Origin of the sequence: Falsiroseomonas sp. E2-1-a20 (assembly GCF_051433195.1) — a bacterium.
Classification (GTDB): domain Bacteria; phylum Pseudomonadota; class Alphaproteobacteria; order Acetobacterales; family Acetobacteraceae; genus Falsiroseomonas.
In genome coordinates this window covers 61398-86624 of the sequence record NZ_JBHMFT010000003.1, presented here as the reverse complement: position 1 = coordinate 86624, position 25227 = coordinate 61398, and the positions used below count along the sequence as shown (strand labels likewise).

General features: G+C 72.0%; 17 protein-coding genes. 9 read left to right on the top strand and 8 right to left on the bottom strand.

Annotated elements, in window-relative coordinates; all coding sequences use genetic code 11:
* Positions 1–88 precede the first annotated feature (88 nt).
* Together mfd and ACFHPP_RS04995 are read right to left on the bottom strand one after the other, a co-directional pair.
* Positions 89–3748 (bottom strand): transcription-repair coupling factor, encoded by a 3660-nt coding sequence (mfd, locus tag ACFHPP_RS05000; RefSeq protein ID WP_437162164.1) that lies wholly within the window; start codon positions 3746–3748, stop codon positions 89–91.
* Positions 3703–4059, bottom strand: coding sequence for a succinate dehydrogenase assembly factor 2 (locus tag ACFHPP_RS04995; protein ID WP_437162163.1), 357 nt, complete (start codon positions 4057–4059; stop codon positions 3703–3705). The genes mfd and ACFHPP_RS04995 overlap by 46 nt, the downstream gene beginning before the upstream one ends.
* A gap of 43 nt (positions 4060–4102) precedes the next feature.
* Between ACFHPP_RS04995 and recG the strand changes: the two genes are divergently transcribed.
* The 7 genes from recG to ACFHPP_RS04960 all read left to right on the top strand — a co-directional run bounded on the left by recG (position 4103) and on the right by ACFHPP_RS04960 (position 13032).
* A complete protein-coding gene (recG, locus tag ACFHPP_RS04990; RefSeq protein WP_437162162.1) occupies positions 4103–6175 on the top strand; it encodes an ATP-dependent DNA helicase RecG in 2073 nt (690 codons plus the stop codon).
* Positions 6176–6259: 84 nt separating this feature from the next.
* Positions 6260–7000, top strand: coding sequence for an ABC transporter ATP-binding protein (locus ACFHPP_RS04985; protein WP_437162161.1), 741 nt, complete (start codon positions 6260–6262; stop codon positions 6998–7000).
* Between the two features lie 8 nt (positions 7001–7008).
* Entirely contained in the window at positions 7009–7731 is a 723-nt protein-coding gene (locus ACFHPP_RS04980) for an ABC transporter permease (protein ID WP_437162160.1), read from the top strand.
* A 4-nt stretch (positions 7732–7735) separates the two neighbouring features.
* Positions 7736–9691: a GldG family protein gene (locus ACFHPP_RS04975; protein WP_437162159.1), complete on the top strand. Its 1956-nt coding sequence runs from the start codon at positions 7736–7738 to the stop codon at positions 9689–9691.
* A complete protein-coding gene (locus ACFHPP_RS04970; RefSeq protein ID WP_437162158.1) occupies positions 9688–10755 on the top strand; it encodes a DUF4340 domain-containing protein in 1068 nt (355 codons plus the stop codon). Before ACFHPP_RS04975 ends, ACFHPP_RS04970 begins: the two co-directional genes overlap by 4 nt.
* Positions 10752–11201 carry an NUDIX hydrolase gene (locus tag ACFHPP_RS04965; RefSeq protein WP_437162157.1) on the top strand — a complete coding sequence of 150 codons (450 nt, stop codon included), beginning with the start codon at positions 10752–10754 and terminating at the stop codon, positions 11199–11201. The genes ACFHPP_RS04970 and ACFHPP_RS04965 overlap by 4 nt, the downstream gene beginning before the upstream one ends.
* A 70-nt stretch (positions 11202–11271) precedes the next feature.
* Positions 11272–13032 carry an ATP-binding protein gene (locus ACFHPP_RS04960; RefSeq protein ID WP_437162156.1) on the top strand — a complete coding sequence of 587 codons (1761 nt, stop codon included), beginning with the start codon at positions 11272–11274 and terminating at the stop codon, positions 13030–13032.
* Between the two features lie 4 nt (positions 13033–13036).
* Here the strand turns inward: ACFHPP_RS04960 and ACFHPP_RS04955 are convergent, their stop codons facing one another.
* From ACFHPP_RS04955 to ACFHPP_RS04940, 4 genes are all read right to left on the bottom strand, one after another.
* The gene (locus ACFHPP_RS04955) at positions 13037–13162 is read right to left on the bottom strand and encodes a hypothetical protein (protein WP_437162155.1); all 126 of its coding nucleotides are present in this window, start codon (positions 13160–13162) and stop codon (positions 13037–13039) included.
* A 125-nt stretch (positions 13163–13287) separates the two neighbouring features.
* Positions 13288–14277 carry a protein-methionine-sulfoxide reductase catalytic subunit MsrP gene (gene msrP / locus ACFHPP_RS04950; protein ID WP_437162154.1) on the bottom strand — a complete coding sequence of 330 codons (990 nt, stop codon included), beginning with the start codon at positions 14275–14277 and terminating at the stop codon, positions 13288–13290.
* 65 nt (positions 14278–14342) lie between these two features.
* Positions 14343–15791, bottom strand: coding sequence for a glycosyltransferase family 39 protein (locus tag ACFHPP_RS04945; RefSeq protein ID WP_437162153.1), 1449 nt, complete (start codon positions 15789–15791; stop codon positions 14343–14345).
* Positions 15788–16882 (bottom strand): glycosyltransferase family 2 protein, encoded by a 1095-nt coding sequence (locus ACFHPP_RS04940; RefSeq protein ID WP_437162152.1) that lies wholly within the window; start codon positions 16880–16882, stop codon positions 15788–15790. The genes ACFHPP_RS04945 and ACFHPP_RS04940 overlap by 4 nt, the downstream gene beginning before the upstream one ends.
* A gap of 191 nt (positions 16883–17073) precedes the next feature.
* Between ACFHPP_RS04940 and ACFHPP_RS04935 the strand changes: the two genes are divergently transcribed.
* Together ACFHPP_RS04935 and ACFHPP_RS04930 are read left to right on the top strand one after the other, a co-directional pair.
* Positions 17074–18747, top strand: coding sequence for an ATP-binding protein (locus ACFHPP_RS04935; protein WP_437162151.1), 1674 nt, complete (start codon positions 17074–17076; stop codon positions 18745–18747).
* A gap of 120 nt (positions 18748–18867) precedes the next feature.
* Positions 18868–23115 carry an EAL domain-containing protein gene (locus ACFHPP_RS04930; RefSeq protein ID WP_437162150.1) on the top strand — a complete coding sequence of 1416 codons (4248 nt, stop codon included), beginning with the start codon at positions 18868–18870 and terminating at the stop codon, positions 23113–23115.
* 14 nt (positions 23116–23129) lie between these two features.
* Here ACFHPP_RS04930 and nhaA read toward each other — a convergent pair whose 3' ends face one another.
* Together nhaA and ACFHPP_RS04920 are read right to left on the bottom strand one after the other, a co-directional pair.
* Positions 23130–24329 (bottom strand): Na+/H+ antiporter NhaA, encoded by a 1200-nt coding sequence (gene nhaA / locus ACFHPP_RS04925; RefSeq protein WP_437162149.1) that lies wholly within the window; start codon positions 24327–24329, stop codon positions 23130–23132.
* Positions 24330–24423: 94 nt separating this feature from the next.
* Complete coding sequence (locus tag ACFHPP_RS04920) at positions 24424–25215, bottom strand: SDR family oxidoreductase (RefSeq protein WP_437162148.1); 792 nt, start codon at positions 25213–25215, stop codon at positions 24424–24426.
* Positions 25216–25227: the final 12 nt, after the last annotated feature.

The window sequence follows — 25227 nt, the reverse complement described above, 5'->3', positions numbered from 1 at the left end:
AGGGAGTCGTGTCGGCCCCGCTCGATTTTTGCAGGGTCGGCCAAGCCCCCTCACCCAACCCTCTCCCCCGATTGGCGGGGAGGGCGTTTCAGCGCTTCCAGCGGCCCGGGAACGGGATAGGCCTTGTGCTGGCACCCGCCGGGGCGGCCGGAACGCTGGGCCGGGGGAACACGGTCTTCTTGAAGCTCGGCCCGGTCTTCGGCGGCGGCGCCTTGGGCGCGGGCGGCTTCGGCGGTGGCGCGGCGGATTTCGGCACGCGGCCCTGCGCCACCTCGGCCAGCGTCGCCAGCAATTCGCGCGCGGTGCGGATGCGTGCCTCGTAGGGCATCTCCTGCGCATAGGCCAGCTTGTGGTCCGGCCGCAGCTTTACCGCGCCATGCTGCGCCGCCACCCAGTCGATCAGCCCGGGCGGGTTGGCGAAGCGATTGCCGCGGAAGCCGAGCACGATGCCCTTGGGCCCGACATCCAGCTTCTCCACGCCCACCTGCCGGCACAGCGCCTTGAGCCACACCACCTGCAACAGCGTCTCCGCTTCCGGCGGCAGTTGGCCGAAGCGGTCCGCCAACTCCGCGGCCATCGCCTCGATCTCCGGCTCCGTCTGCAGGCTGCCGATGCGGCGATACAGGCCGAGCCGCACCGGCAGGTCGCGCACATAGGTCTCCGGCAGCATCACCGGCAGGCCGAGGTTGATCTGCGGCGTCCAGTCGCGGTCGTCGGAGGCCTCACGCGCCCGGTCGCCGGATTTCAGGTTCTGCACCGCATCCTCCAGCATCTGCTGGTACAGCTCGATGCCCACCTCCCGGATGTGCCCGGACTGCTCGTCGCCCAGCAGGTTGCCGGCGCCACGGATATCCAGGTCGTGCGAGGCCAGGGTGAAGCCGGCGCCGAGGTTGTCCAGCGTCTGCATCACCTCCAGCCGCTTCTCGGCGGCCGCCGAAAGCCGGTGCGTCTGCGGCCAGGTGAGGTAGGCGTAGCCACGCAGCTTGCCGCGGCCGACGCGGCCGCGAAGCTGGTACAGCCCCGCCAGGCCGAACATGTCGGCGCGGTGGATGATCAGCGTGTTCACCGCCGGCATGTCGAGGCCGGATTCGACGATGTTGGTGGACAGCAGGATGTCGTGTTTCTGGTCGCCGAACTCCGTCATCACCCGTTCCAGCTCGGTCGGGGCCAGGCGGCCATGTGCCTCCGCGATGCGGGCCTCTGGCACGATGTCGGTCAGGCGCTCCCGCAGCTTCGGCAGGTCCTCCAGCCGCGGGCAGACGCAGAACACCTGGCCGCCACGGAACCGCTCGCGCAGGATCGCCTCGCGGATCACCACGCTGTCCCAGGGCGTGATGAAGGTGCGCACCGCCAGCCGGTCCACCGGCGGGGTTGCGATCACGCTCATCTCCCGCACGCCGGTCAGCGCCAGTTGCAGGGTGCGCGGGATCGGCGTGGCGGTCAGCGTCAGCACATGCACGTCGGCCTTGAACTGCTTGAGGCGTTCCTTGTGCGCGACGCCGAAATGCTGCTCCTCATCCACGATGACCATGCCGAGGTCGGCGAACTCGATCGACTTCGCCAGCAGCGCATGGGTGCCGACGACGATGTTGATGGTGCCGTCCTTGACGCCATCCCGCACCGCCTGCGCGTCCTTGGCGTTCACCATGCGGGAGAGCTGCGCGACCTTGATCGGCAGGCCCTCGAACCGCGTGGAAAACACCCGGAAATGCTGGCGCGCCAGCAGCGTCGTCGGCACCACCACGGCGACCTGGGTGCCGGACATGGCGACGGCGAAGGCGGCGCGCAGCGCCACCTCCGTCTTGCCGAAGCCGACATCGCCGCAGATCAGGCGGTCCATGGGGCGGCCGGCCGCCAGGTCCTCCAGCACATCGGCGATGGCGCGCTGCTGGTCTTCCGTTTCCGCGAAGGGGAATCTCGCGCAGAACTCGTCCCAGGCGCCTTCGGGCGGGATGGCGGCGGGGGCGTCGCGGGTCTGGCGCTCGGCGGCGATGCGGATCAGCGCCGCCGCCATGTCCTGGATGCGGTTCTTCGCCTTGGCTTTCCGGGCCTGCCAGGTGGAACCACCCAGCTTGTCGAGCGCGACGCCGGCAGCGTCCGAGCCGAACCGGGAAAGCACCTCGATGTTCTCGACCGGCAGGAACAGCTTGTCGCCGCCATCGTAGATCAGCCGCAGGCATTCATGCGGCGCATCGCCGATGCGGATGGTCTCCAGCCCGTCATAGCGGCCGATGCCGTGGTCCTGGTGCACCACCAGGTCGCCCTGCGCGATTTCGGTCGCATCGGCGATGAACTGGTCGGCGCGCTTGCGGCGGCGCGGCGGGCGCGCGATGCGCTCGCCCAGCAGGTCCTGCTCGCCGACCAGCACCAGGCCATCGGCATGGCGATCGGCGGGTGCCACGAAGCCGCGCTCGACGCCGACGATCGCCAGCGCCACCGTGCCCATCGGCAGCTTCTGCACGCCGAGGAAATCCTCCACCGGCTCGGCGCGGACGTTGTTCTCCCGCAGCAAATTGGCCAGGCGCTCGCGGGACCCGTTGGTCCAGGCGGCCAGCACCGGGCGCAGGTTGCGCCTGGCCAGCGCCGCGGCGTGTTCGCCATAGGCCTGGAAGACGTTGCGCCCCTCGGCGCGCACATCGTTGAACATCCGGCCAAGCCGGCCGCCGGCATCGATCCCCGGCGCGTGCTCCGGCTGGTCGAAGGGCGAGAAGCGGAACACCCGCGCCTCCTCCAGCATCTCGATCCAGCCGTCGTGGTCGATATAGAGGCGGTCCGGCGGCGCCGGGCGGTAGGGCACCTCGCCCTCGCGGGCCGGCATCCGGCGGGCCTCGTAATGGTCCACCACCATCTCCAGCCGCGCCGCCAGCGCATCCTCCGTCTGGTGGTCGAGGGACACGGAAGGCCCCTCCCCCAGATGGTCGATCAGGGTCTCCATGTTCTCGTGGAACAGGCCGGCCCAGTGTTCCATGCCGGGGTGGCGGCGGCCGGCGGAGACGCTGACATACAGCGGGTCCTCCCCCGCCGCGGCGCCGAACAGCTCACGGTAGCCGGTGCGGAAGCGGCTGATCGAGGGGGCGTCCAGGAACACCTCCCCCACCGGGCGCAGCACCAGCTCGTTCACCTTGTCGCCGCTGCGCTGGGTGGCGGTGTCGAAGCGCCGAAAGTCCTCGATCTCGTCGCCGAAGAAATCGAGGCGCACCGGTTCGGCATGGCCGGAGGGGAACAGGTCCACGATGCCGCCGCGCACCGCGTATTCGCCGTGTTCCATGACGGAGCCGGTGCGGTGGTAGCCATTGGCTTCCAGGAACTCGGTCAGCTTCTCCGGCTTCACCCGCCCGCCGCGCTTCAGTGCCAGCGTCGCCCCGGTGAAGGCGGCGCGCGGGGGCACCTTCTGGACCAGGGCGTTGATGGTGGTCAGCAGGATGCGCGGGGCGCGGGCGGGTTCGGCCAGGCGGGTCAGCGTCGCGACGCGCTCCGACACGATCTCCGGGTTGGGCGAGACGCGGTCGTAGGGCAGGCAGTCCCAGGCCGGAAAGCGCAGGATCTCGACATGCGGGGCGAAGAAGGCCAGCGCCTCCGCCATCCGGGCCATGCGGGCGTCGTCGCGGCAGACATGCAGCACGGGGCCGGTCGATTCGGCCCGGCGACGGGCGAGCAGCAGGGCGTCGAAGCCCTCCGGCGCGCCGTGGACCGTCAGGATGTTCACGGCCGCAGTTCCGGCGGCAGGCCGGCGCCCGATTCCGTGCATTCGACCGTCATGCGGGTCAGCAGCGGCGAGGCGACCTCGGCGGGAATCGGCCGGCGGCCCATCAGCCAGTCCGCCAGGTCCACATCCGGCAGTTCCAGGATCTGCTCGAGTTCCAGCAGCTCCGCCTCGGTGAAGGCGGCGATGTTGCGGGCGACGAAGGCGCCGACCATCAGGTCGGTCTCCTTGGTACCACGGTGCCAGGCGCGGAAGTTCAGGCGGCGCCGGCGTGCGTCCAAGGTCGGTTCGGGATCTGTCAGCTTGAGGCTCTCGGCGTTCTGGGACATGTCGTCGCGTGTCATATAGAGGCCCATGGGAATCCTGTCAGCAAGCGCCCCGGAAGATGCCCAAGCTCATGTGACGCCCCTGCTGGCGCCCCTCGCCGAACTGCCGGGCGTCGGCCCGACGCTGGCCGCGCTGCTGGCGGAGGCGGCGGGCGGCCCGCGCGTCTTCGACCTGCTGCTGCACCTGCCCGAGCGCGTGGTCATCCGCCGGCGTGCGGCCAGCCCGGCGGAGGCACCGCTGGACCAGGATTGCGTGCTGGAGGTGGTGGCGCAGTCCGCCCGCGCCGCCCGGTCCGGCCGCAGCCAGCGGTCCTATGTGGAAGTCCGGGCGACCTGCGCCGGCAAGCCGCTGGTGCTGCGCTTCATGAATGGCCGGCTGCCCTGGATCCTGAAGCTGCTGCCACCTGGCGAGCTCCGCTACCTGGCCGGCCGGGTGCAGACGGAAGGCAGCAACGGGTTCGCCATGATGAACCCGACCGTCGCGGAGCAGGAATCGGCGCTGCCGCTGGTGGAGCCGGTCTGGCCCATGGTGCGCGGCCTGACCCCCCGCCGCATCGCCGCCGCCATGGACCAGGCGCTGGCCCTTCTGCCGGAGATGCCCGAATGGGCCGATGTCTCGCTGCTGAAGCAGGAAGGCTGGCCGGGCTTCGCCGCCGCGATCCGGCTGCTGCAAAGGCCCGCCGGGCCGCTGCCCGCCCTGCCCCGCCGGCGCCTCGCCTATGACGAGTTGCTGGCCCACCAGGTCGCCATCGCCCTGGTCCGCCGCCGCCAGCGGGACAGGCCCGGTCGCGCCATGGCCGGCACGGGCGACCTCGCGGACAAGGCGCTGGCCGCCTTCCGCCACCCGCCCACCCCCGGCCAGGCGCAGGCGCTGGCGGAAATCGGCGCCGACATGGGCAGTCCGCGCCGGATGCTGCGGCTGCTGCAAGGCGATGTCGGGTCCGGCAAGACGCTGGTGGCGGTGCTGGCCATGCTGCGCGCCGTCGAATCCGGCGCCCAGGCCGCCCTCATGGCCCCCACCGAACTGCTGGCCCGCCAGCATCTGCGGACGCTGGAGAAGCTCTGCGTGCCGGCCGGGGTGCAGGTGGAACTGCTGACCGGCAGCGTGAAGGGCGCGGCCCGCAAGCGGGTGCTGCGCGGCCTGGCGGATGGCATGGTGCAGGTGGTGGTCGGCACCCACGCCCTGTTCCAGGAGGCGGTGGTGTTCCGCAACCTCGGCCTTTCGGTGGTGGATGAGCAGCACCGCTTCGGCATCGGCCAGCGCCTGATGCTGGCGCAGAAGGGCCAGGATGCGGACATGCTGGTGATGACCGCCACACCCATCCCGCGCACCCTGCTGCTGACCCAATGGGGCGAGATGTCCGTCTCCCGCCTGGAGGACAAGCCCGCCGGCCGCCAGCCGATCGCCACCCGCATCGTCAGCCAGGACCGCCTGCCGGACGTGATCGACCGCCTGGGCGAGGCCATCAAGCGCGGGGAGCGTGCCTATTGGGTGGTCCGCGCCATCTCCGGCGGCGAGCGCGACGATTCGGTCGCCGCCGAGGACCGCTTCGCCGAACTTTCCGCCCGCTTTCCCGGCAAGGTCGGGATGGCGCACGGGATGCAGGATTTGGCGGTGCGGGAGGCGGCGCTGGCCGATTTCGCCGCCGGCACCACGCAGCTTCTGGTCGCCACCACCGTGATCGAGGTCGGCGTGGACGTCCCCGACGCCACCATCATGCTGATCGAGCAGGCGGAACGCTTCGGCCTGGCCGCGCTGCACCAGCTTCGCGGCCGCGTCGGGCGTGGCTCGAAGCCGTCCTCCTGCCTGCTGGTGCACTCCCCCGCGCTGGGGGAGGCGGAGAGGCGCCGCCTGCTGGTGCTGCGGGATACCGAGGACGGTTTTCGGATCGCCGAGGAGGATCTGTTCACCCGCGGCGGCGGCGAGGCGCTCGGGGCCCGCCAATCCGGTCTGCCTGGCGCCCGCCTGCTCGACCCGAAGGAGGAGGCGGAGGAGGTCGCCCGCCTCACCCACCTGGCCCATCAGGACGCCGCCCTGCTGCTGCACCGCGACCAGGACCTGGCCGGGCCGCGCGGGCGGGCGGCACTCGGGCTGCTGGCGCTGTTCGGGCACGACCCGACGCTGGCGCGGCTGGATGCCGGATAGGTTCCCGAGCCTCACGGGGGGTTGCGCGCGGCGCCGCCCCTCCTTAATCGCCGCAGCGTCCGGGATCACCTTGGGGGATGCTGCGTGAGTGGGCTGATCGAGATCGAGCGCCTGACGAAACGCTTCGGCGCCTTCACCGCCGTGGATGATGTGAGCTTCAGCGTGGCGAAGGGCGAGGTGCTGGGCTTCCTCGGCCCGAACGGCGCCGGCAAATCCACCACCATGCGGATGCTCGCCGGCTTCATGACGCCCACCTCCGGCACCGCCCGCATCTGCGGCAAGGATGTCGTGGACCACCCGGTGGCGGCGAAGCGCCAGCTCGGCTTCCTGCCGGAAGGCGCGCCGACCTATCCCGAGATGAGCGTCTTCGCCTTCCTGCAATTCTGCGGCCGGGCGCGCGGCTTTCACCGCTCCGAACTGACGGACCGCGTCATGCGCGCCATCGGCCTGACCCAGCTTGAGGGCGTGCGCCTGCAACCGGTGGAGACCCTGTCGAAGGGCTTCAAGCGCCGCGTCGGCCTCGCCGCGGCCCTGCTGCACGACCCGGCCGTGCTGGTGCTGGACGAACCCACGGATGGCCTCGACCCGAACCAGAAGCACGAGGTCCGCAACCTGATCCGCGCCATGGCGCCGGACAAGGCCATCGTCATCTCCACGCACATCCTGGAAGAAGTCGCCGCCGTCTGCACCCGCGCCGTGGTCATCGCGCGCGGCCGCGTGGTGGCGGATGCGACGCCGGCGGAACTCGCCGGCATGGGGCCATCGATGGATGCGGTCTTCCGGTCGCTGACCTTGCCTGCCGAAGCTGAAGCGAGGGCTGCGTGATGGGTGGCATGGTCACCGTCTTCCGGCGCGAACTCGCCGGCTATTTCGCGACGCCCGTCGCCTATGTCTTCATCGTCATCTTCCTGGTGATGGCCGGCGCGCTGACCTTCACGCTCGGCAATTTCTTCGCCCGCGGCCAGGCGGACATGCAGCCCTTCTTCACCTTCGTGCCCTGGCTGTTCCTGTTCCTGGTGCCGGCGCTGACCATGCGGCTCTGGGCCGAGGAACGCCGGCTCGGCACCATCGAGCTGCTGCTGACGCTGCCGATCGCGCAGTGGGAAGCGGTGGTCGGCAAGTTCCTGGCCGCCTGGGCCTTCTGCGGCATCGCGCTGGCGCTGACCTTCCCGCTGGTCATCACCGTCAATGTCCTCGGCAAACCGGACAACGGCGTGATCCTGACGGGCTATCTCGGCTGCATGATGGTGGCGGGTGCGTTCCTCGCGGTCGGCGCGGCGATCTCGGCGCTGACGAAGAACCAGGTCATCGCCTTCGTCCTCGCCGTCGCCGCCTGCTTCTTCCTGACCGCCGCCGGCAGCCCCGTCGTCACGGAGTTCCTGTCGCAGCGCGTGCCGGCGCTGGCGGAGACCGCGCGGTCCATCAGCATCACGGACCGGCTCGGCGGCTTCACCCGCGGCGTGATCTCGCTGCGGGATGTCGTGTTCTTCGTCTCCTTCATGGCCTTCTTCCTGTTCGCGAACACCGTCGCGATCGACCAGCGGAAGGCGGACTGACCGCATGAGCTCGACCACCTCCCCTGGCACGACCCCTCCCGCGACGCCGCGCGGCAAGCGCGGCTTCTCCGCGATCCTGGCGCTGATCCTCGGCGCCGTGCTGCTGATCGGCGTCAACATGCTGGCCGACCGGCTGCTGTCCCGCGCCCGCATCGACCTGACGGAAAACCGCCTCTACACGCTGTCGGACGGCACGCGGCAGGTATTGCAGGGCCTCGCGGACCCGATCACCTTCCGCGTCTTCTATTCCCGCCGCCTCGGCGCCGCCATTCCGCTGTATGGCGCCTATTCCGAACGCGTGCGCGCCATGCTGGAGGAATACGCGGCGGTTTCCGGCGGCAAGGTCCGCCTGGAGTTCTTCGACCCGGAGCCTTTCTCGGAAACCGAGGACCGCGCCATGGCGCTCGGCATCCAGGGCGTGCCCGTGGACCAGTCCGGCGAGCAGGTCTATTTCGGCCTGGCCGGCGTGAACCTGCTGGATGACGAGCGCACCATCCCGTTCTTCCAGCCGGACCGCGAGCGTTTCCTGGAATACGACCTGACGCGCATGGTGTGGGAGTTGTCCAACCCGACGCGCCCGGTGCTCGGCGTCATCTCCTCCCTGCCGCTAAACGGCGATCCGCGCGCGATGATGATGCGCCAGCCCGGTGTGGGTCAGCCCTTCGTGGTGATGAACCAGCTGCGCAACTTCTACACCGTGCGCGACATCGCCGCAGACGCGCAGGTGATCGCGCCGGATGTGCAGGTGCTGCTGGTGGCGCATGCGCAGAACCTGTCCGATGCCACGCTGTATGCGATCGACCAGTTCGTCATGCGCGGTGGCCGCCTGATCGCACTCACCGACCCGCACAGCGAAAGCCAGGCCTCCCGCCCCTCCCCCGGCCAGCCGCCGGCGACGAACACGGCCTCCTCTCTCGACCGCCTGCTGAACGCCTGGGGTGTCGAGGCGCCGTCGGACAAGGTGGTGCTGGATCTGCGCGGCGCCTGGCGCGTGCGGGCGGACCCGCGCGACCGGGTGCAGGCGGTGGACTACCTCGTCTGGTTCAACGTGCCGACCGAGGGGCTGAACCGCACCGAGGTCGCGACCGCCGAATTGCAGCAGGTCACGGTCGGCTCCGCTGGTGCGGTGCGCCGGCGCGAGGGTGCGACGGTAGAGTTCACGCCGCTGGTCACCTCCAGCGCACGCTCCATGCTGGTCGATGCCACCGCCGTCCGCCAGGACCCGAGCCCGACCAGGCTGCTGGCGGATTTCCAGCCGGACGACCAGCAGCACGTCATCGTGGCCCGCATCCGTGGCGCGCTGACCAGCGCCTTCGAGGCGGCGCCCGCGGTGGCGGAGGGCACGGAACGCCCGGCCGACTTCCCCGCCCACCTGGCCCGCAGCACCGGCCCGGCCAACCTGATCGTCGGCAACGACGCCGACATCCTGGAGGACCGCTTCTGGGTCCGCACCCAGGATTTCTTCGGCCAGCAGGTGGCGACGCCGATCAGCGACAATGGCAGCTTCCTGATCAACCTCGCCGACAGCATGGCGGGCGGCGAGGCACTGGTCTCGCTGCGCTCCCGCGGCGAATCGCTGCGGCCCTTCGCGCTGGTCGAGGACATCCGCCGCGACGCCGAGGCGCAGTTCCGCCAGACCGAGCGCGGGCTGACCGAGCGGCTGGAAGCCACGGAACGTCGCCTGCGGGAACTCCGCCAGGGCGGCGGCCAGCCCGGCGCGGCGCCCGCCAACACCGTCATCACCCCGGAACAGCGCGCCGAGATCGACGCGGCCCGCGCCGAGATCGTCCGCACCCGTGGCCAGCTTCGCCAGGTGCAGCTCGAACTGCGGCGCGACATCGAACGGCTGGAGACCTGGCTGCGGCTGGCGAACATTGCGCTGGTGCCGACGCTGCTGGTGCTCTTCGCCATCGGCCTCGGCATCATGCGCTCGCGGCGCCGGGCGGGGGCACGCGCATGAGGCGCCGCACCCTGCTCGGCCTCGGCACCGCCGCCGCCGCGGCGGTGGGTGGCGCCATCCTGCTGACGCCGGACCGCGCCGCACCGCCGCCGCCCTCCGCCAGTGATCTGGCCTTCCCGGCGCTGCCGCAGCGCCTCGGCAACGCGGCCTCGATCGAGGTGACGCGCCATGACGGCACGCTGGTGGTGCGCCGCGCCGCGCCGGATCGCTGGGTGCTGCCGGCCAAGGCAGGTTATCCCGTGCGGCCGGAACGGGTGCGGGAATTGCTGGTCGGCCTGACCGAGCTGCGCCTGACCGAACCCCGCACCGCGAACCCCGAGATGCTGGACCGCCTCGGCCTGGATGATCCCTCCCGCCCCGCCGCCACCTCCTCCCTGCTCCGCGTGCTGGATGCCGAAGGTGCGGCGCTGGCGGAGCTGGTGGTGGGCCGCCGCCGCGTGCGCGTGCAGGGCAACGTGCCGGAATCGGTCTATGTCCGCCGCCCCGCCGAATCCCAGGCCTGGCTCGCCGAGGGCCGCCTGCCGCTGGATTCCGACCCGAACCTCTGGATCGACCGCGACCTGGCGAACCTGCCGCGCGACCGCGTCCGCGCCGCCACCATCGACCGCACGGGCGAACCGCCGCTGGTGCTGCGCCGCGGCGCCGACACCGACAGCCCGCTTGCCGTGGTGGAACCCGCCGAGCCGCCGGAGCTCGACGCGATCAGCCTGGACGAGGTGGCGCGCGGCTTCGAGTTCCTGACCTTCCTCGACGTCCGCGAAGCCGCCGCCCTGCCTGGCGAGCGCATCGGCACCGGCCGCTTCGAACTCACCGACAACCTCCGCATCTCCGTCACCGCGCACAAGGATGGCGAGACGCTGTGGGCGCTGCTGGCGGCGGAGGGCGATGAGGAAGCCGCGCGGCTCAACGCCCGCTGGCAGGGCTGGGCCTACCAGCTCGGCCAGTGGAAGGAGAAGGCCTTCGTGCCGCGGCTCGCCGATTTGCGGAAGCAGGAGGCCGCGCCTGCCGCCGAGCCGGAGGCGGCCCCGGAGGCTGCACCGGAGACGCCCGCCGCGCCGCAATGAGCGTGGCGCCGAACCCGCGCGAATACCCCAACCGCCCCTGGGTCGGTATCGGCGCCGTGGTGCTGCGCGGCGAGGAGGTCCTGCTGATCCGCCGCGGCCGCCCGCCGCGCCTGGGCGAATGGTCGCTGCCCGGCGGCGGCCAGCGCCTGGGCGAAACGGCGGAGGCCTGCGCGCGGCGCGAATTGCAGGAGGAAGCCGGGATCGAGGCCGGGCCACTCCGCCTGCTCGCCGTGGTGGACGCCATCACGCCGGGCGAGGAAGGGCGAGGACCGCGCTTCCACTACACCATCATCGACTTCGCCGGCGAATGGACCTCCGGCACCGCCCGCCCCGGCGGCGACGTGACCGAGGTGGCCTGGGCCAGCCTGGACCACCTGGCCCCCTATGCCCTGTGGCCGGAGGCGCTGCGTGTCATCGCCCTGGCCCGCCACAACCGGGCCGTGTGATGACCGGGCCATTGCCAGTATCGCGAATGTGGGATGCACCGCCGCTGGAACCGTGTCAGGACCGCAGCGGATGCGGATCGCCCTGAACCCCGACCGCCCCGGACCGCGCCTCGGCACCCCCGGATCGAAGCGCCCCTCCCGTCCGCGTGGCTTTGTCCTGCTGTGGCTCGCGGCCTTGCTGTTGCCGGCGCTCGGCGTCATCGGCACCGGCCTGACCACCTGGAGTGACGTGCGGCGGGACGCCGAGGCGAGGCTCGAGCGGAATGCCGAGATGCTGCGCCAGCACGCGCTTCGTGCCTTCGCAACCCAGGAAGCCATTCTCGCCGCCATCAGCCGCGCCAGCACCGGGCGGGACTGGGAGGCGATGCGCCAGGATGCCGAATTGCACGGCCTGCTGGCGGAACTCACCGCCGCCGGGCAGCCGGTGGTCCGCGGCGTTCTGGTGGCGGATGACCAGGACCGGGTGGTCTCGGCCTCCTACGAATTTCCCGCGCGGCCCACGGACCTTTCGGACCGCAGCTATCTGCGCGAGCTTCGCGCCGGAGCCGGGCAGACGGTGGGAGAGGTGCTGGTGGCCCGCCCGATGGGGTGGCCCGCCTTCGGCATCGCCCGCAGCGCCCCGCCTCGGCCGGGTGCGGAGGGTCCGCGCGGCACGCTCGTCACCTCCTTCAACCCGGATGCGCTGGCTGCCTTCTATGCTTCCGTCGTCGAAGGGCCGCAGGATGTCGTGACGCTGGCACGGCTGGATGGCGCCATCCTGGCCCGCCACCCGGTCCTGCCACCGAATGCACCCACGGGACCGAGGCCCGAAGCCGCCGCTCCACTCGCGCAGCTTCTGGGCCTGCCGCGCGGCGCGCCGCCGCCGGTCCTGGCCTCGCCCTTCGATGGCACGCGGCGGCTTTTCGTGGCGAAGCGGGTCGGCGAATGGCCGGTGGCCATCCTGTATGGCCTGGACCAGAGGGCGCTGGTGGCGGCCTGGCGGCGGCGGATGGCGGCCCCGCTGGCCAGCGGCCTGGCCGCCGCCGGGCTGCTGCTGGTGCTGACCGCCATCGCGGCGCGCGGCGCGCGCGAGCAGCAATTGGCGGCGGAACGGCGGATGGAGGCGGAGGCGAGGCTTGCCGGCGCCAGTCGTGCCGCCGCCATCGGCCTGCTGGCGGCCGGCCTGGCGCATGACGTGAAGAACCTGGTGCAGGCCGTGCGCAGCGGCACCCGGCTGATGGAAAGCCGCGCGGAGGACCCGGCGGAGGTGCGGCGCTGCGCCGGGCTGCTGGCGGCCTCCGCCGAGCGCGGGCGCCAGCTTGTGGATGGCATGCTGGCCTTCGCCCATGGGGGCGCGGAGCTGGAGGCGACCGAGCTCGATGTCGCCCCGGCGCTGCGCGAACTGGCGGAACTGCTGAACCGGACCCTTGGCAGCGGCTGGCAGGTGAAGGCGGAAATCCCGCCCGAACTGCCGCGTGCGCGCGGGGACCGCGCGGGATTCGAGGCCGCGGTGGTGAACCTCGCGGCCAATGCGCGGGACGCCATGCCGCGCGGCGGCCGCGTGGAGATCGCCGCCTGGGTCGCCACGGTCCCGGAGGCGCCGGGCGGGGAGGATCTGCAACCCGGCCGCTACGTCGTGGCGGCGGTCCGTGACCGCGGCATCGGCATGGACGCCGCGACCCTGGCGCGGATCGGCGAGCCCTTCTTCACCACCAAGGGCGTCGGGCTCGGCACCGGCCTCGGCCTCGCCTCGGTGCGCGGCTTCTGCGAACGCGCCGGCGGCGTGCTGCGGGTGGACAGCGAACCGGGGCGCGGGACCACCGCGGCGATCTGGCTGCCCGCGGTGGGCTGAAGGTTCAGCGCCGCCGCAGGCCCAGCAGCAGGAACAGCGCGCCCAGCACCGCCGGCACGACCCACACCGGCGCCTCCAGCACCGGCAGGATCCCGACATCCCACAATTCCGGCAGCAGCCGTCGCTGCACGCCAGCCTGGAAGGTGTTCAGGAACTCCGGCCAGATCTGGAAGATGGCAGCGCCCAGCGGCGTCGCCCAGCCGAACCAGGCGCCGAGCGCGACGCCCGCGCCCAGCAGCAGGACCCCGAGGATCTTCAGGCCCAGAGCCTTTCATTCTGCAGGTTGGTGTACATGCCCGCGACGAAGTCGCCATAGCCGTTGAACAGCCGCGTCGGCACCCGTTCGTTGCTGCCGATCAGCCGCTCGCTGGCCTGCGACCAGCGCGGGTGCGGCACCTCGGGATTCACATTGGCCCAGAAGCCGTATTCGCTGGCCTGCAGGGTTTCCCAGAAGGACACCGGGCGCTGGTCGGTCAGCGTGATGCGCGCGATCGACTTGCCCGACTTGAAGCCGTACTTCCACGGGAACACCACGCGGAACGGCCCGCCATTCTGCGGCGGCAGCGGCTTGCCGAACAGGCCCACCGGCATGAAGGTCAACTCATTCGCCGCTTCCTCGATGGTGCAGCCCTCGATGTGCGGCCAGGGGTACCAGGACTGCCGGAGGCCGGTCATCACATCGGGCTTCCGCGCCGTCTCGAAGCGCACGAACTTCGCCGAGCCCTGCGGCTTCACGATGTCGAGCAGCTTGGAAAGCTGGAAGCCGGACCACGGCACGGTCATGCCCCAGGCCTCGACGCAGCGCAGGCGATAGACACGCTCCTCGATGCCGATGCGGCGGATGATGTCATCCACGTCGAATTCGCCGGGGCTTTCCACCATGCCGTCGACCTGGATGGTCCAGGGCCGCACCGGCATCTTCAGCGCCGTGGACCAGATGCCCTTGTCGCTGCCGAATTCGTAGAAATTGTTGAAGGTGACGGCATCGCGCTCCGGCGACAGGTCGCGGCCGGCGGGGTAGCGCGTGTTGCGCATGGCGGGCGGCAGGTCCGGCACCTCGGCGGGCAGCCGGGTCCAGGGGTCGGCGGGTTCGCTGCGGCGCCAGAACTGCGCCTGGGCCGCGGCGGGTGCCAGTATCGCACCGGCGCCGGCAGCCGCCATCAGGGCGCGCCGGCCCAGCACCAGGTGTTCCGGGGTGGCCTGGCTCTCGGGGATTTCCCAGCCGCGCGGTCGCTTGATGAGCATGGTGGTCTCCGAATGCGAGCCGTAGAGGTTCGGTCGTCGATGCCGCCCGTCAAGGCGGCACCCGGTCACGGCCGGGGCAGCACCGCGGCGGGCGGCAGGCCCGGCGCGGTTTGGACGCGGAATAGACGGTAGCGCTCCGCCTCGATCCCACCACGCACGCGGGACAGGGCACCCTCGATCGGCTCGGCGCCCGGCCATTGCGGCGTGGTGCTGCGTCTTTCGCTTTGAATGAGGAGTCCGGTTACGCCCTGAATCGGGCGCGGCAGATTAAAAAGTCTCCATCGCGGGTCCAGCGCCACCACCGGGACGCCTGGCGGCATCCGCAGTGCCAGTTGCGCGGCCAGGCCATATTCCTCGGCCGCGACGAAGCCGGCACCGATGCGCTGCCGTTCCTGCTCCGCCGCCGCCGCCAGGTCCGGCCAGCCGCCGAGCCGCGCCAGGGTCGGGTCCAGGCGGCGTGGCAGCGGCAGCGGGGCGAAGGCCGCCTGGATGTAGACGGCCAGCGCCAGCACGGCGCCGAGCGCCACCGCCGGCCGCGGCCAGCGTGCCAGGCGGGTCGGCAGGAAGGCGGCGGCGGCGATGCAGGCGGCCGGGTACAGGATGCCCGGCCAGTTGCCCTGCACCCGGCTGCCCGTCGCCTGCCACAGGAACAGCGCGGTGCCCGGCAGCACCATGGCCGCCAGCAGCCCGGCGGCCGCATCGCCGCGCCACCAGGCCCGCGTCGCCAGCGCCACGCCCGCGACGCACAGCACGAAGACCAGAGGCGTCGCCAGACCGGCCTGGCCCGCGACCAGCTCCCCGAGGTAGCGCAGCGCGGAGCCGGCCTCGGTCGCACCCGCCCGTCCCCCCTGGCGCGCGAAGGAGGCCCAGTCATTCGCGGCGTTCCAAAGGATCACCGGCAGGAACACCAGCACGGCCAGCGCGCCGCCGGCCCACAGCCGCCAGTCCCGCCACCAGCGCCACGCCTGCCGGGTCGCCAGTAGCCACAGCACGGCGCCCACGCCGAGCAGCCCGGCCGTGTATTTGGACAGCAGCGAAAGCCCCGCCAGCACCCCGAAGGTCAGCCACCAGCGTCCGTCCTGGCTCGCATGCAGGCGCGCCAGCGCCCACAGCGCCGCGGTCCAGAACACCAGCAGCGGCAGGTCGGGCGTCACCAGGATGCCGCCGACGCCGACCAGCAGGGTCGCGTTGAACAGCGCCGCCGCCAGCAGCCCGGGGCGGCGTTCCGGAAACAGGGCATCCGCCGCCCGCGCCAGCAGCAGGCTGGCCACCGCGATGGACAGCGGCCCCATCAGCCGGATGCCGAATTCGCCTTCGCCGGCCAGCAGCGTGCCGGCGCGGATGAACCAGGCGATCATCGGGGGATGGTCGAGGTAGCCGGCCTGGAGGGTGCGCGACCAGGTCCAGTAATACGCCTCGTCGGGTGCCAGCGGCACCAGCGCCGCCACCGCCAGCCGCAGCAGCGTCACCGCCGCCAGCAGGGACACCGCGACCAGCAGGGACGGGGCGTTCATCGGGCGCGCCAGACCAGGGTGGAGGACACCGCGTAGTTCCACACCACCGTGATCAGCGCCCCGGCCAGCCCGGCGGTGCCCCAGGCCAGCATCCCGTCCCGCAGCAGCAGCCCGGCGATGCCGACATTGGCGGCCGCGCCGATGCCGCAGACCAGGTAGAACACCACCAGCCCGCGCCACAGCGCCGGCCCGCGCAGCCGCACGTCGCGGTAGGTGATGCGGTTGTTCAGCACGAAATTCGCCGTCATCGCCACCAGGGTCGCCGCCCATTGCGCGGCGCCGAAGGACAGCGGCCCGATCAGCAGCGCCAGCGCCGCCATGTGCACCAGCAGGCCGATGGCGCCGACCGCGGCGAAGGCCAGGAAGCGCAGCGGCACCGTCCCGCCGGTCGCCTTGTCCAGCAGCAGACCGGCGAATTCCAGCAGCACCGTGGCATCCAGCTTGCTCTCACCTGCCTGGCGGGACCGGAAGCTGTAGGGCACCTCCGCCACCGCCAGGCGGCGCGGCGCGGACAGCAGGATGTCCAGCAGGATCTTGAAGCCGCGCGCGGCCAGCCGCGGCGCCACCTCCTCCACCAGGTCGCGCCGCAGCAGGAAGAAGCCGCTCATCGGGTCCGCCACCGGCACCGGCAGCAGCATCCGCGCCAGGGTGGCGCCGGCATCGGACAGGGCACCGCGCGCCGCGGAAAACCCGCTCTCCGCCCCGCCACCGGCCACATGGCGGCTGCCGATGGCGATGTCCGCCCCGCCTTCCACCGCGGCCAGCAGCGCCGGCAGGATGGTCTCGTCATGCTGCAGGTCGCCATCCATCACCGCGACGAAGGGCGCCGAGACGGAAAGGAACCCCTCCATGCAGGCGGAGGCCAGGCCGCGCCGGCCGATGCGGCGGATGCAGCGGATGCGCGGATCCGCCGCGGCGATCGCGCGGGCCGCGGCGGCGGTGCCGTCCGGGCTGTCGTCGTCGACGAACACCGCCTCCCACGCCAGGCCGGCCAGCGCGGCCTCCAGCCGTGCGACCAGGGGGGCGACATTGGCCGCCTCGCCATAGACCGGGATGATGACCGCGAGGCGGGCTGGCAGGTTCGGTTGCACCCGCGCGGTCTAGAGCATTTGCCGCCGCGGGGAAATTCGCCCCGGCCCGCCCTCGCTGCCGTTCGATTTTGTCTGGCGAGGCCGGGCGGGGTGGGCGACAAGGGGGCAATGTTCCTGCGCCGGCGTCTTCCTTGCACTCGGGGGTGAATTCGTCCCAACCGCTGCTGCGCCGAGCCGGGCCCCGCGGCCTGATGCTGCTGCGCGCCGTCGCCGTGCTGCTGCCGTTGCTGGCACTTGGCGCGCTTGGTCTCGGCGCGCATGCCACGGTGGACCGCGATGCGCGCGGCCGGGCGCAGCGCGCCGTGGACATGCTGCACGAGCACGCGCTGCGCGCCTTCGAGGCGCAGGAACTGGCCATCGCCGCGATCGAGGCGCGGATGGCCGGCATTGCCTGGGAAGACGTGCCGCACGACCGTGGACTGTACGATTTCATCCTGCGGGTCGATGCCGTGAACCTGTCCTCGGCCGGCCTCGCGCTGATCGATCCCCGCAACCTGCTGGTGATGTCGAGCACCCTGCCCTTCGGCGCCTCGCCGCGCGATGTCTCGAACCGGGACTACGTCGCAGCCCAGCCCGCCGGCCTGCCGATCCCCGACCGGCCCTTCATCGGGCAGGTGGTGCGCTCCGTCGGCAATGCGGCCCTGGTCTTTCCGATGGTCCGGCCACGGCAGCGGGCGCAGGGGGATGGGCTCAGCGACGGCGGGTCCGTCCTCGCCGGCCTGTGGCTCAGCACCTTCCAGGGCTTCTACCGCAGCATCCTGGAGACGCCCGACGACGCCATCACGCTGTTCCGCATGGACGGGGCCGTGCTGGCGGCGGTCCCGGCCGTGGTGGATGCAGAAGGCGCCGCCCTGCCGCGCGCTGCGGGCGATGTCCTGACCGGCCTGCGCAGGACGCCCTTCGCCATCCTGCGCGGCCCCTCGCCGATCGACGGCGTGCCGCGGCTGACGGTGTTCCGCCGGCTGGCGCGGCACGATGTCGGGATCGCCTACGGCATCTCGGTGGAGGCGCTGAACCGCGACTGGCGCCGGCGCATGCTGGGGCCGCTGCTCGGCGCGGGTCTTGGGATGCTGCTGCTGCTGGCCGCGATCCGGCAGGCCGAACAGGCGCTCCGCGCCCGCGCCGCGGCCGAGCAGCGGTCCCGCGATGCGGAGCGGCAGGCGACGCTCGGGCTGCTGGCCGGCGGGCTGGCGCATGATTTCGGCAACATCACGCAATCCGTCGTCGCCGCCGCCACCCTGCTTGGCCGCCACGCGGAAGACCCGGACCGCGTCCGCAAGATCGCGGGGCACCTGGCACGCCACGCGCACCGCGCCACCGCGCTGTCGCGCCGGCTGCTCGCGACCACGCGCCGGACCACGCTGCCCGAGGCCACCTCCGAATCCGTCGACGTCTCGACCTCGCTGCGCGAAGTGTGCGAGTTGCTGGACGCGACCCTCGGGGCCGGCCTGCGGGTGCGCTGCGACGTGCCGGCCTGGCTTCGCAGTGCCCCGGGCCTGGACCGGGCGGAGCTGGAAACCGCCGTGATCAACCTGGCGGCCAATTCCCGCGACGCGATGCCGCGTGGCGGCGAGGTGTGGGTGGCGGCCACCGTGATGGAAGTGCCACCCCGCCTGGCCGGCGCGCCGGACCTGCCGCCCGGTCGCTACATCCGCATCTCGGTCCGCGACCAGGGCGAGGGCATGGCGCCGGAGGCCCTGGCCCGGCTCGGCGAGCCGTTCTTCACCACGAAGCCGCCGGGCCGCGGAACCGGACTCGGCCTTGCCATGGTCGCCGCCTTCCTGCGTCGTGCCGGCGGCGCGCTGATCGCGGAGAGTACGCCTGGACAGGGCACCACCATCCACATGGTGCTGCCCGCCGGTTGAGCGTGGGGTTTGGGTCACACCCCTGTGTTGCCAATATATTCGGAAGAATTTTAACTTCTGCTGCTACCGTGAGTTGTCTATGGTTAAGGAGCTCCCTCCACCATAGAAGCGAGAAACGCTTTGCCTCCCGCTGCGCTTCCCGCCAACGAGGCCGACCGCCTGGCGGCGCTGCATGCCACCGGCATCCTCGACACCCCGCCGGATGCGCGCTTCGATGCTTTTGCCCGCCTCGCGGCGCATCTCTCCGGCGCGCCGATGGCGCTGGTTTCGCTGATCGACGCGGACCGGCAGTGGTTCAAGGCGGCTATCGGCATCGACCTGCGGGAAACACCCCGCGACACCGCCTTCTGCGCCCACGCGATCCTGAGCCCGGAGCGGGTGACGGTGGTGGAGGACGCCACCACGGATGCGCGTTTCAGCGACAACCCGCTGGTCAACGGCGCCCCGCATATCCGCTTCTACGCCGGTGCGCCGATCATCGACCGCGCCGGCCACGCCCTCGGCACGCTCTGCGTCGTGGACAGCGAACCGCGACGGATGTCGGAGGCCGCGGCCCGCGCGCTGGCCGACATCGCCCAGGGCGTCGCCGCGGCCATCGAATTGCGGACCAGCCTGGAGACGGCGCAGTCGGCGGCGCTCCGCGACCCGCTGACCCGCCTCGGCAACCGACCGCTGTTCGAGAAGCGCCTAGCCGAGGCGATCGAGCTGGCGCGGGGACCGGAGGAGCATGGCTTCGCCGTGTTCTGCCTGGACCTCGACCGCTTCAAGGCGGTGAACGACCTGCTCGGCCATGCCGGTGGCGACGCCCTGCTGAAGGAAGCGGCGCGAAGGCTGATGGCGTCCGTCCGCGGCGCCGATACCGTGGCGCGCCTTGGCGGCGACGAATTTGCCGTCATCCTGTCCGGACCCGTCACCCCGGCCGAGGCCGATGCGCTGGCGGTGCGGCTGATCGAGGCGCTGAGCGCGCCCTTCGAGTTTGAAGGCCAGCCGGTGCCGATCCGCACCTCCGTCGGCTATGCCCTGGCGCCAGCCGATGGGCTGGACGCGGACGCCCTGCTGCGCCGCGCCGACAACGCCCTGTATGCCGCGAAGCACCAGGGCCGCGGCCGGCAGATGCGCTTCGACCCGGCGATGGAGGGCCAGCTGGCCGGCCGCCAGGCGCTGGAGCGCGACCTTCGCAAGGCGCTGGCGCAGGGCGCCTTCCGCTTCGAGTGGCAGCCGGTGGCGGATGCCAACACCGGCAAGGTCGTCAGCTGCGAGGCGCTGCTGCGCTGGGACCGGCCGGGACATGGCCCGGTCTCGCCCGCCGTCTTCGTCCCCATCGCCGAATCCTGCGGCCTGGGTGGCATGCTGGATGAATGGGTGCTGCGCGAGGGCTGCCGCCTGGCCGCCGCCTGGCCACACCCGCTGAAGGTCGCCCTGAATGTCTCCGCCTCCCGCTTCCACCTCGGCGGGCTGGCGGGGCTGGTGGCGACGATGCTGCGCGATTCCGGCCTGGCGGCCGACCGGCTGGAACTGGAGGTCACCGAAGGCACGCTAATCAAGGACGAGGCCGCCGCGGCGGTGACGATCGAGGAGTTGCACGTGCTCGGCGTGCGGGTGGCGCTAGACGATTTCGGCACCGGCTATTCCTCGCTCGGCTACCTGCACGCGCTGCCGCTGGACAAGGTGAAGCTGGACCGGTCCTTCATCCGCGACATCGACGGCAGCGAGCGGGCCCGCAACGTCATCCGCGCCGTGCTGCAACTGTGCCGCGGCCTCGGCATCAAGGCCTGCGCCGAGGGCGTCGAGACGCAGTCGCAGCTGGATTTCCTGCGTGTCGAGGGTTGCGACCTGATCCAGGGCTACCTGATCGGCCGCCCCAGCCCGACCCCGCCGCTGCCGGACGCCGCCTCCCAGGGCGGCACGCCCTGGCTGCTGGCGCCGCGGCCGGACATCCAGGCGGCGCCGGCCGCAGTTGCGCTGCGCAGCGGCTGGGGCCGGGGCGTCCGGCGCCGCTGGGTCGGCTTCGCGCTGCTGGCCATGCTGCCGATGCTCGCCTCCTCCGCCTGGCTGTTCGAGACCGAGACGCGCGACCGCATCGCGGTGGCGGAAACCGAGGCGGCCGCCGTCGCGGCGCGCGGTGCGCGGGAGGTGGACGCGCTGGTCGACCAGGCGCGCACCCTGCTCGCGGCGCTCGCCCGGGTGCCGGAAGTGCGCGCCGCCTTCCGGCCCGGCACGACGGAAGCGGCCACCGCGATCTGCGAGTCGGTGATGCTGGAGGTGGCGGCAACCGCCCCCTGGCAGCGTTCGCTGGCGGTGATCTCGTCGGACGGGCAGATGCAGTGCTCCAGCCTCGGCGCGGCACGCGGCAACGTCGCCGACCGGCCGCATTTCCAGCAGGTCATGGCGACCAGCACGGACGTGCTGTCGGACCTGGCGGTGCCGCGTTCCGGCGGCACGCCATCCCTGTTCCTGATGGTGCCGGTCCTGGGGGAGGATGGCCGCGTTGCCGCCGTGCTCAGCGCCGGGCTCGACACCGGCTGGCTGATGCGGTCGGTCATCGCCAGCGCGCCGGCCGGCTTCCGCGTCGCCGTGGTCGATCGGCACGCCAAGCTGGTGGCGCTGCACGTGCCGGATGCAGACCCGGCGCGCGCGGCCGCCTGGCAACCCGGACTCGATGTCACAGGCCACCCCGCGGTTCGCGCGGCGCTCGCCACCTCCGAGGCCGGAACCCTTCGGGCGGGGATGGATGGCGGCGTCGCCGGCATCTACGCCTTCTCCCCGCTTGGCAGTGGCAGCGCACGGGTCGTCGTGGGCATTCCCGAAGCGCTGCTCCTGGCTTCGGTCGAGGACCGGCGGCTGCTGTCCTACCTGCTGCTGGCCCTGGGTGGCGGGGCATTGCTGCTGCTGGTGCTGGCGCTGGGCGAGGTGATGGTGCTGCGCCCGATCCGCCGCCTGGGCCAGACCGTGGACCGGCTGGCGGATGGCGATCTCTCCGCCCGCGTCGGCCTGACATCGCGGGCCGCCACGCCGGAACTGGCGGCGCTGGCCCACCGGGTCGACCACATGGCGGCGCGGCTGGCCTCGGCGCTGGAGACGGCACGCGCGGCGAGCGCGGTGAAGACGCGTTTCCTGTCAGCCGCCAGCCACGAACTGCGCACGCCGCTGAACGGCATCCTCGGCTGGGCGCAATTGATGCTGCGCGACAAATCGCTGGCCCCCGACCACCGGGAGCAGGTGAAGACCATCGCCGAGGCCGGCGAGCATCTGGCCGGCGTGGTCGGCCGCCTGCTGGAGATCAGCACCATCGAGGCCGGCCGCGCCGAGGCGCCGCGGCTGGAGCCGACGGATGCCGGCGCCCTGGCGCGGTCCTGCGTCGAGCTTCTGCGCCCCGCCGCCGACCAGAAGGACCTGGCGCTGCGCATCGAGGTTGCGGCCGACGTGCCGCGCGCGGTGCTGATGGATCAGGCCCGGGTGCGGCAGGTGCTGCTGAACCTGCTCGGCAATGCGGTGAAGTTCACCGAGGCCGGCGGCGTGACCCTGCGGCTGTACAAGCCGCTGGAAGGCCGGCTGCGCTTCGATGTCAGCGACACCGGGCCTGGCGTTTCGCCGCTGCTGAACGGCAGGCTGTTCCAGGACTTCGTGCGCTACGATCCGCGCGGGACAGGTACCGCGGGCTCGGGTTTGGGGCTTGCGGTCTCCGCCCGCTTCGCGGCGCTGCTGGGCGGCCAGATCGAATACGAGCCGGGGCCGGGCGGCCGTGGCAGCCTGTTCTGGTTCGAGCTTCCGGCGTCCGCCGTGGCGCGGCCGGCTGCCGAGGCGCCGGCATCCGCTCTGGAATGTGCCGCGCCGACCGTGCCGATGCTGGTGCCGCTGGCCATCGCCGCCAATGCCGAGCCACCGGCGCCGCGCCCGCCGCTGCCGGCCGCCCGCGGCGGGCGGCGTGCGTTGCGGATCCTGGCCGCCGACGACGTCTCCGCCAACCGCCTGCTGCTGCGCGCGACGCTGGAGGCGGTGGGCCACAAGGTCACGCTGGTGGCCGATGGCGCTTCGGCGGTCGAGGCCGTCGCCGCCGATCCCGATGGCTTCGATGCGGTGCTGATGGATGTGCAGATGCCCGGCATGGACGGGCTGGAGGCCACCCGCCGCATCCGCGCCCTGCCCGGCCATGGCCGCCACCTGCCCATCCTGGCGGTGACGGCCGGCGCCTTCCGCGAGGATATCGACGCCTGCCACGAGGCCGGCATGGACGGCCATGTGGAAAAGCCGATCCGCGTCGCCCGGCTGGAACAGGCGCTGGAGGAGCTGGTCGGCGCTCCCGCCATCGGCCTTGCAACGGCGCGGGAGGCCGAGTTGGCGGCAGCCGGGCGGCGCGCCACCGCCTGAACTGGTGGCCCGGATCAGGCGGTGCGCGGCGCCTTGATGCGGCGCGGCGCGACGCGCAGCAGCAGCCACCCGGCCAGGCCCGCCGTCACCGAGCCCATCAGGATGCCGATCTTCACCGCATCCTGCAGCATCGGGTCGTTGGCGAAGGCCAGCAGGCCGATGAACAGGCTCATCGTGAAACCGATGCCGCACAGCAGCGAGATGCCGAGAAGCTGCGCCCAGCTCGCCCCCATCGGCAGTTCCGCCAGCCCGAAGCGGATGGTCAGCGCGGCGAAGCCGAACACGCCCACCAGCTTGCCGAGGAACAGGCCGAGCGCCACGCCCAGGGTCAGGTCGTTGCCGAGGCTGGCCAGGGTGACGCCGGCGAAGCTCACTCCGGCATTGGCGAAGCCGAAGATCGGAATGATCAGGAAGGCGACCATGCCGTGCAGCCCGTGTTCCAGCTGGTGCAGCGGTGATTTCGCCAGGTCGTCCGGCCGGCCGGGCGCCGGGCGCAGCGGGATGGTGAAGGCCAGCAGCACGCCGGCGACCGTCGCATGCACGCCCGACCGCAGCACCAGCACCCACAGGATGGCGCCGCCCAGCAGGTACAGCCACAGCCGCATCACCCCCATGCGGTTCATCAGCACCAGGCCTGCGATGACAAGCGCCGCCAGCCCGAGGTCGATGGTCGAGATCGAGCCAGTGTAGAACACCGCGATGATGGCGACGGCGCCGAGGTCGTCGATGATGGCCAGCGCCGTCAGGAACACCTTCAGCGAGGTCGGCACGCGCGAGCCGAGCAGGGACAACACGCCGAGCGCGAAGGCGATGTCCGTGGCCGCCGGAATCGCCCAGCCGCGCGACGCCGCCGAATCATCGTAGTTGAAGGCCAGGAAGATCAGCGCCGGCACCACCATGCCGCCGAGCGCCGCGATGCCCGGCAGCGCCCGGTTCGACCAGCTCGCCAGCTGCCCGTCCAGGACCTCCCGCTTGATCTCGAGCCCCACCAGCAGGAAGAACACCGCCATCAGGGCGTCGTTGATCCAGTGCAGCAGCGACAGCGGCCCGAGATAGGCGCCGAGTGCTGCGAAATAGAGCGGCGCCAGCGCCGAGTTGGCCACCACCAGCGCCAGCACCGCCGCCGCCATCAGGATGAGGCCGCCCGAGGCCTCGCTGGCCATGAACTCGCGCAGGATGGAAACCGGGCGGCGATTGGGGGTGGTGCTGGCCATGCGTGTCGGCAATCCCGTGGTGTGGCGTCGTGGCAGGCGCTCGTTACCTCATTATGGAGCGAATGCAATCAGAACCGGCGCGAGGGGCCCTGGTTCACAGCAGGCCGCGCGCGATTCCGCCATCCACATTCACCGTCTGGCCGGTGACATAGCCGGCCAGCGGGCTGCCGAGCCAGGCAACCATCACCGCCACCTCCTCCGCCGCGGCGAAGCGGCCGAGCGGCACCTCATGGGCGAATTCGGCGATGATCGCGGGCACATCCGTGCCGCGCTCGGCCGCCAGCTTCTCGGCGCGCTGCTGCCACAGCCGGGTCAGGGTGCGGCCGGGCGCCACGCAGTTCACCCGGATGCCCTCCGCCGCATATTCGCCGGCCAGCGTCTTGGTCAGGCCGAGCAGCCCGGCCTTGTGGACGTTGGAGACGATCTGGTTGGGGTAGGGCATGCGCGACGCCGCGGCGCCGAGCAGCACGATGGAGGGCGCCGTGCCCTTGCGCAGCAGCGGCAACGCGGCCCGCACGGCGCGGACCGCCGACAGCACGTTGAAGCTGTAGTTGCCGAGCCAGTCCTCGTCGGTCAGCGCCTCGAACCCCGAGCGGATCGAGCCGCCGACGGCATCGACCAGCAGGTCCAGCGCCCCCCACCGCGCCTCGGCCTCGGCCAGCAGGCGGTCGGCGGCGCCGGCCTGGGTGATGTCGGCCACCGCCGTCGCGGGGATCCGCCCGGTCTCGGCGCCGATACGTGCCGCCGCCGCCGCGATGGCGGCCGGATCGCGGGAGGCGATCATGACCTCCGCCCCCTCCGCCGCCAGCATCCGCGCCGTGGCGAAGCCGATTCCGGCCGAGGCCCCCACCACCAAGACGCGCCGTCCCTGATATCCGAGGTCCATGACCCGCTTCCG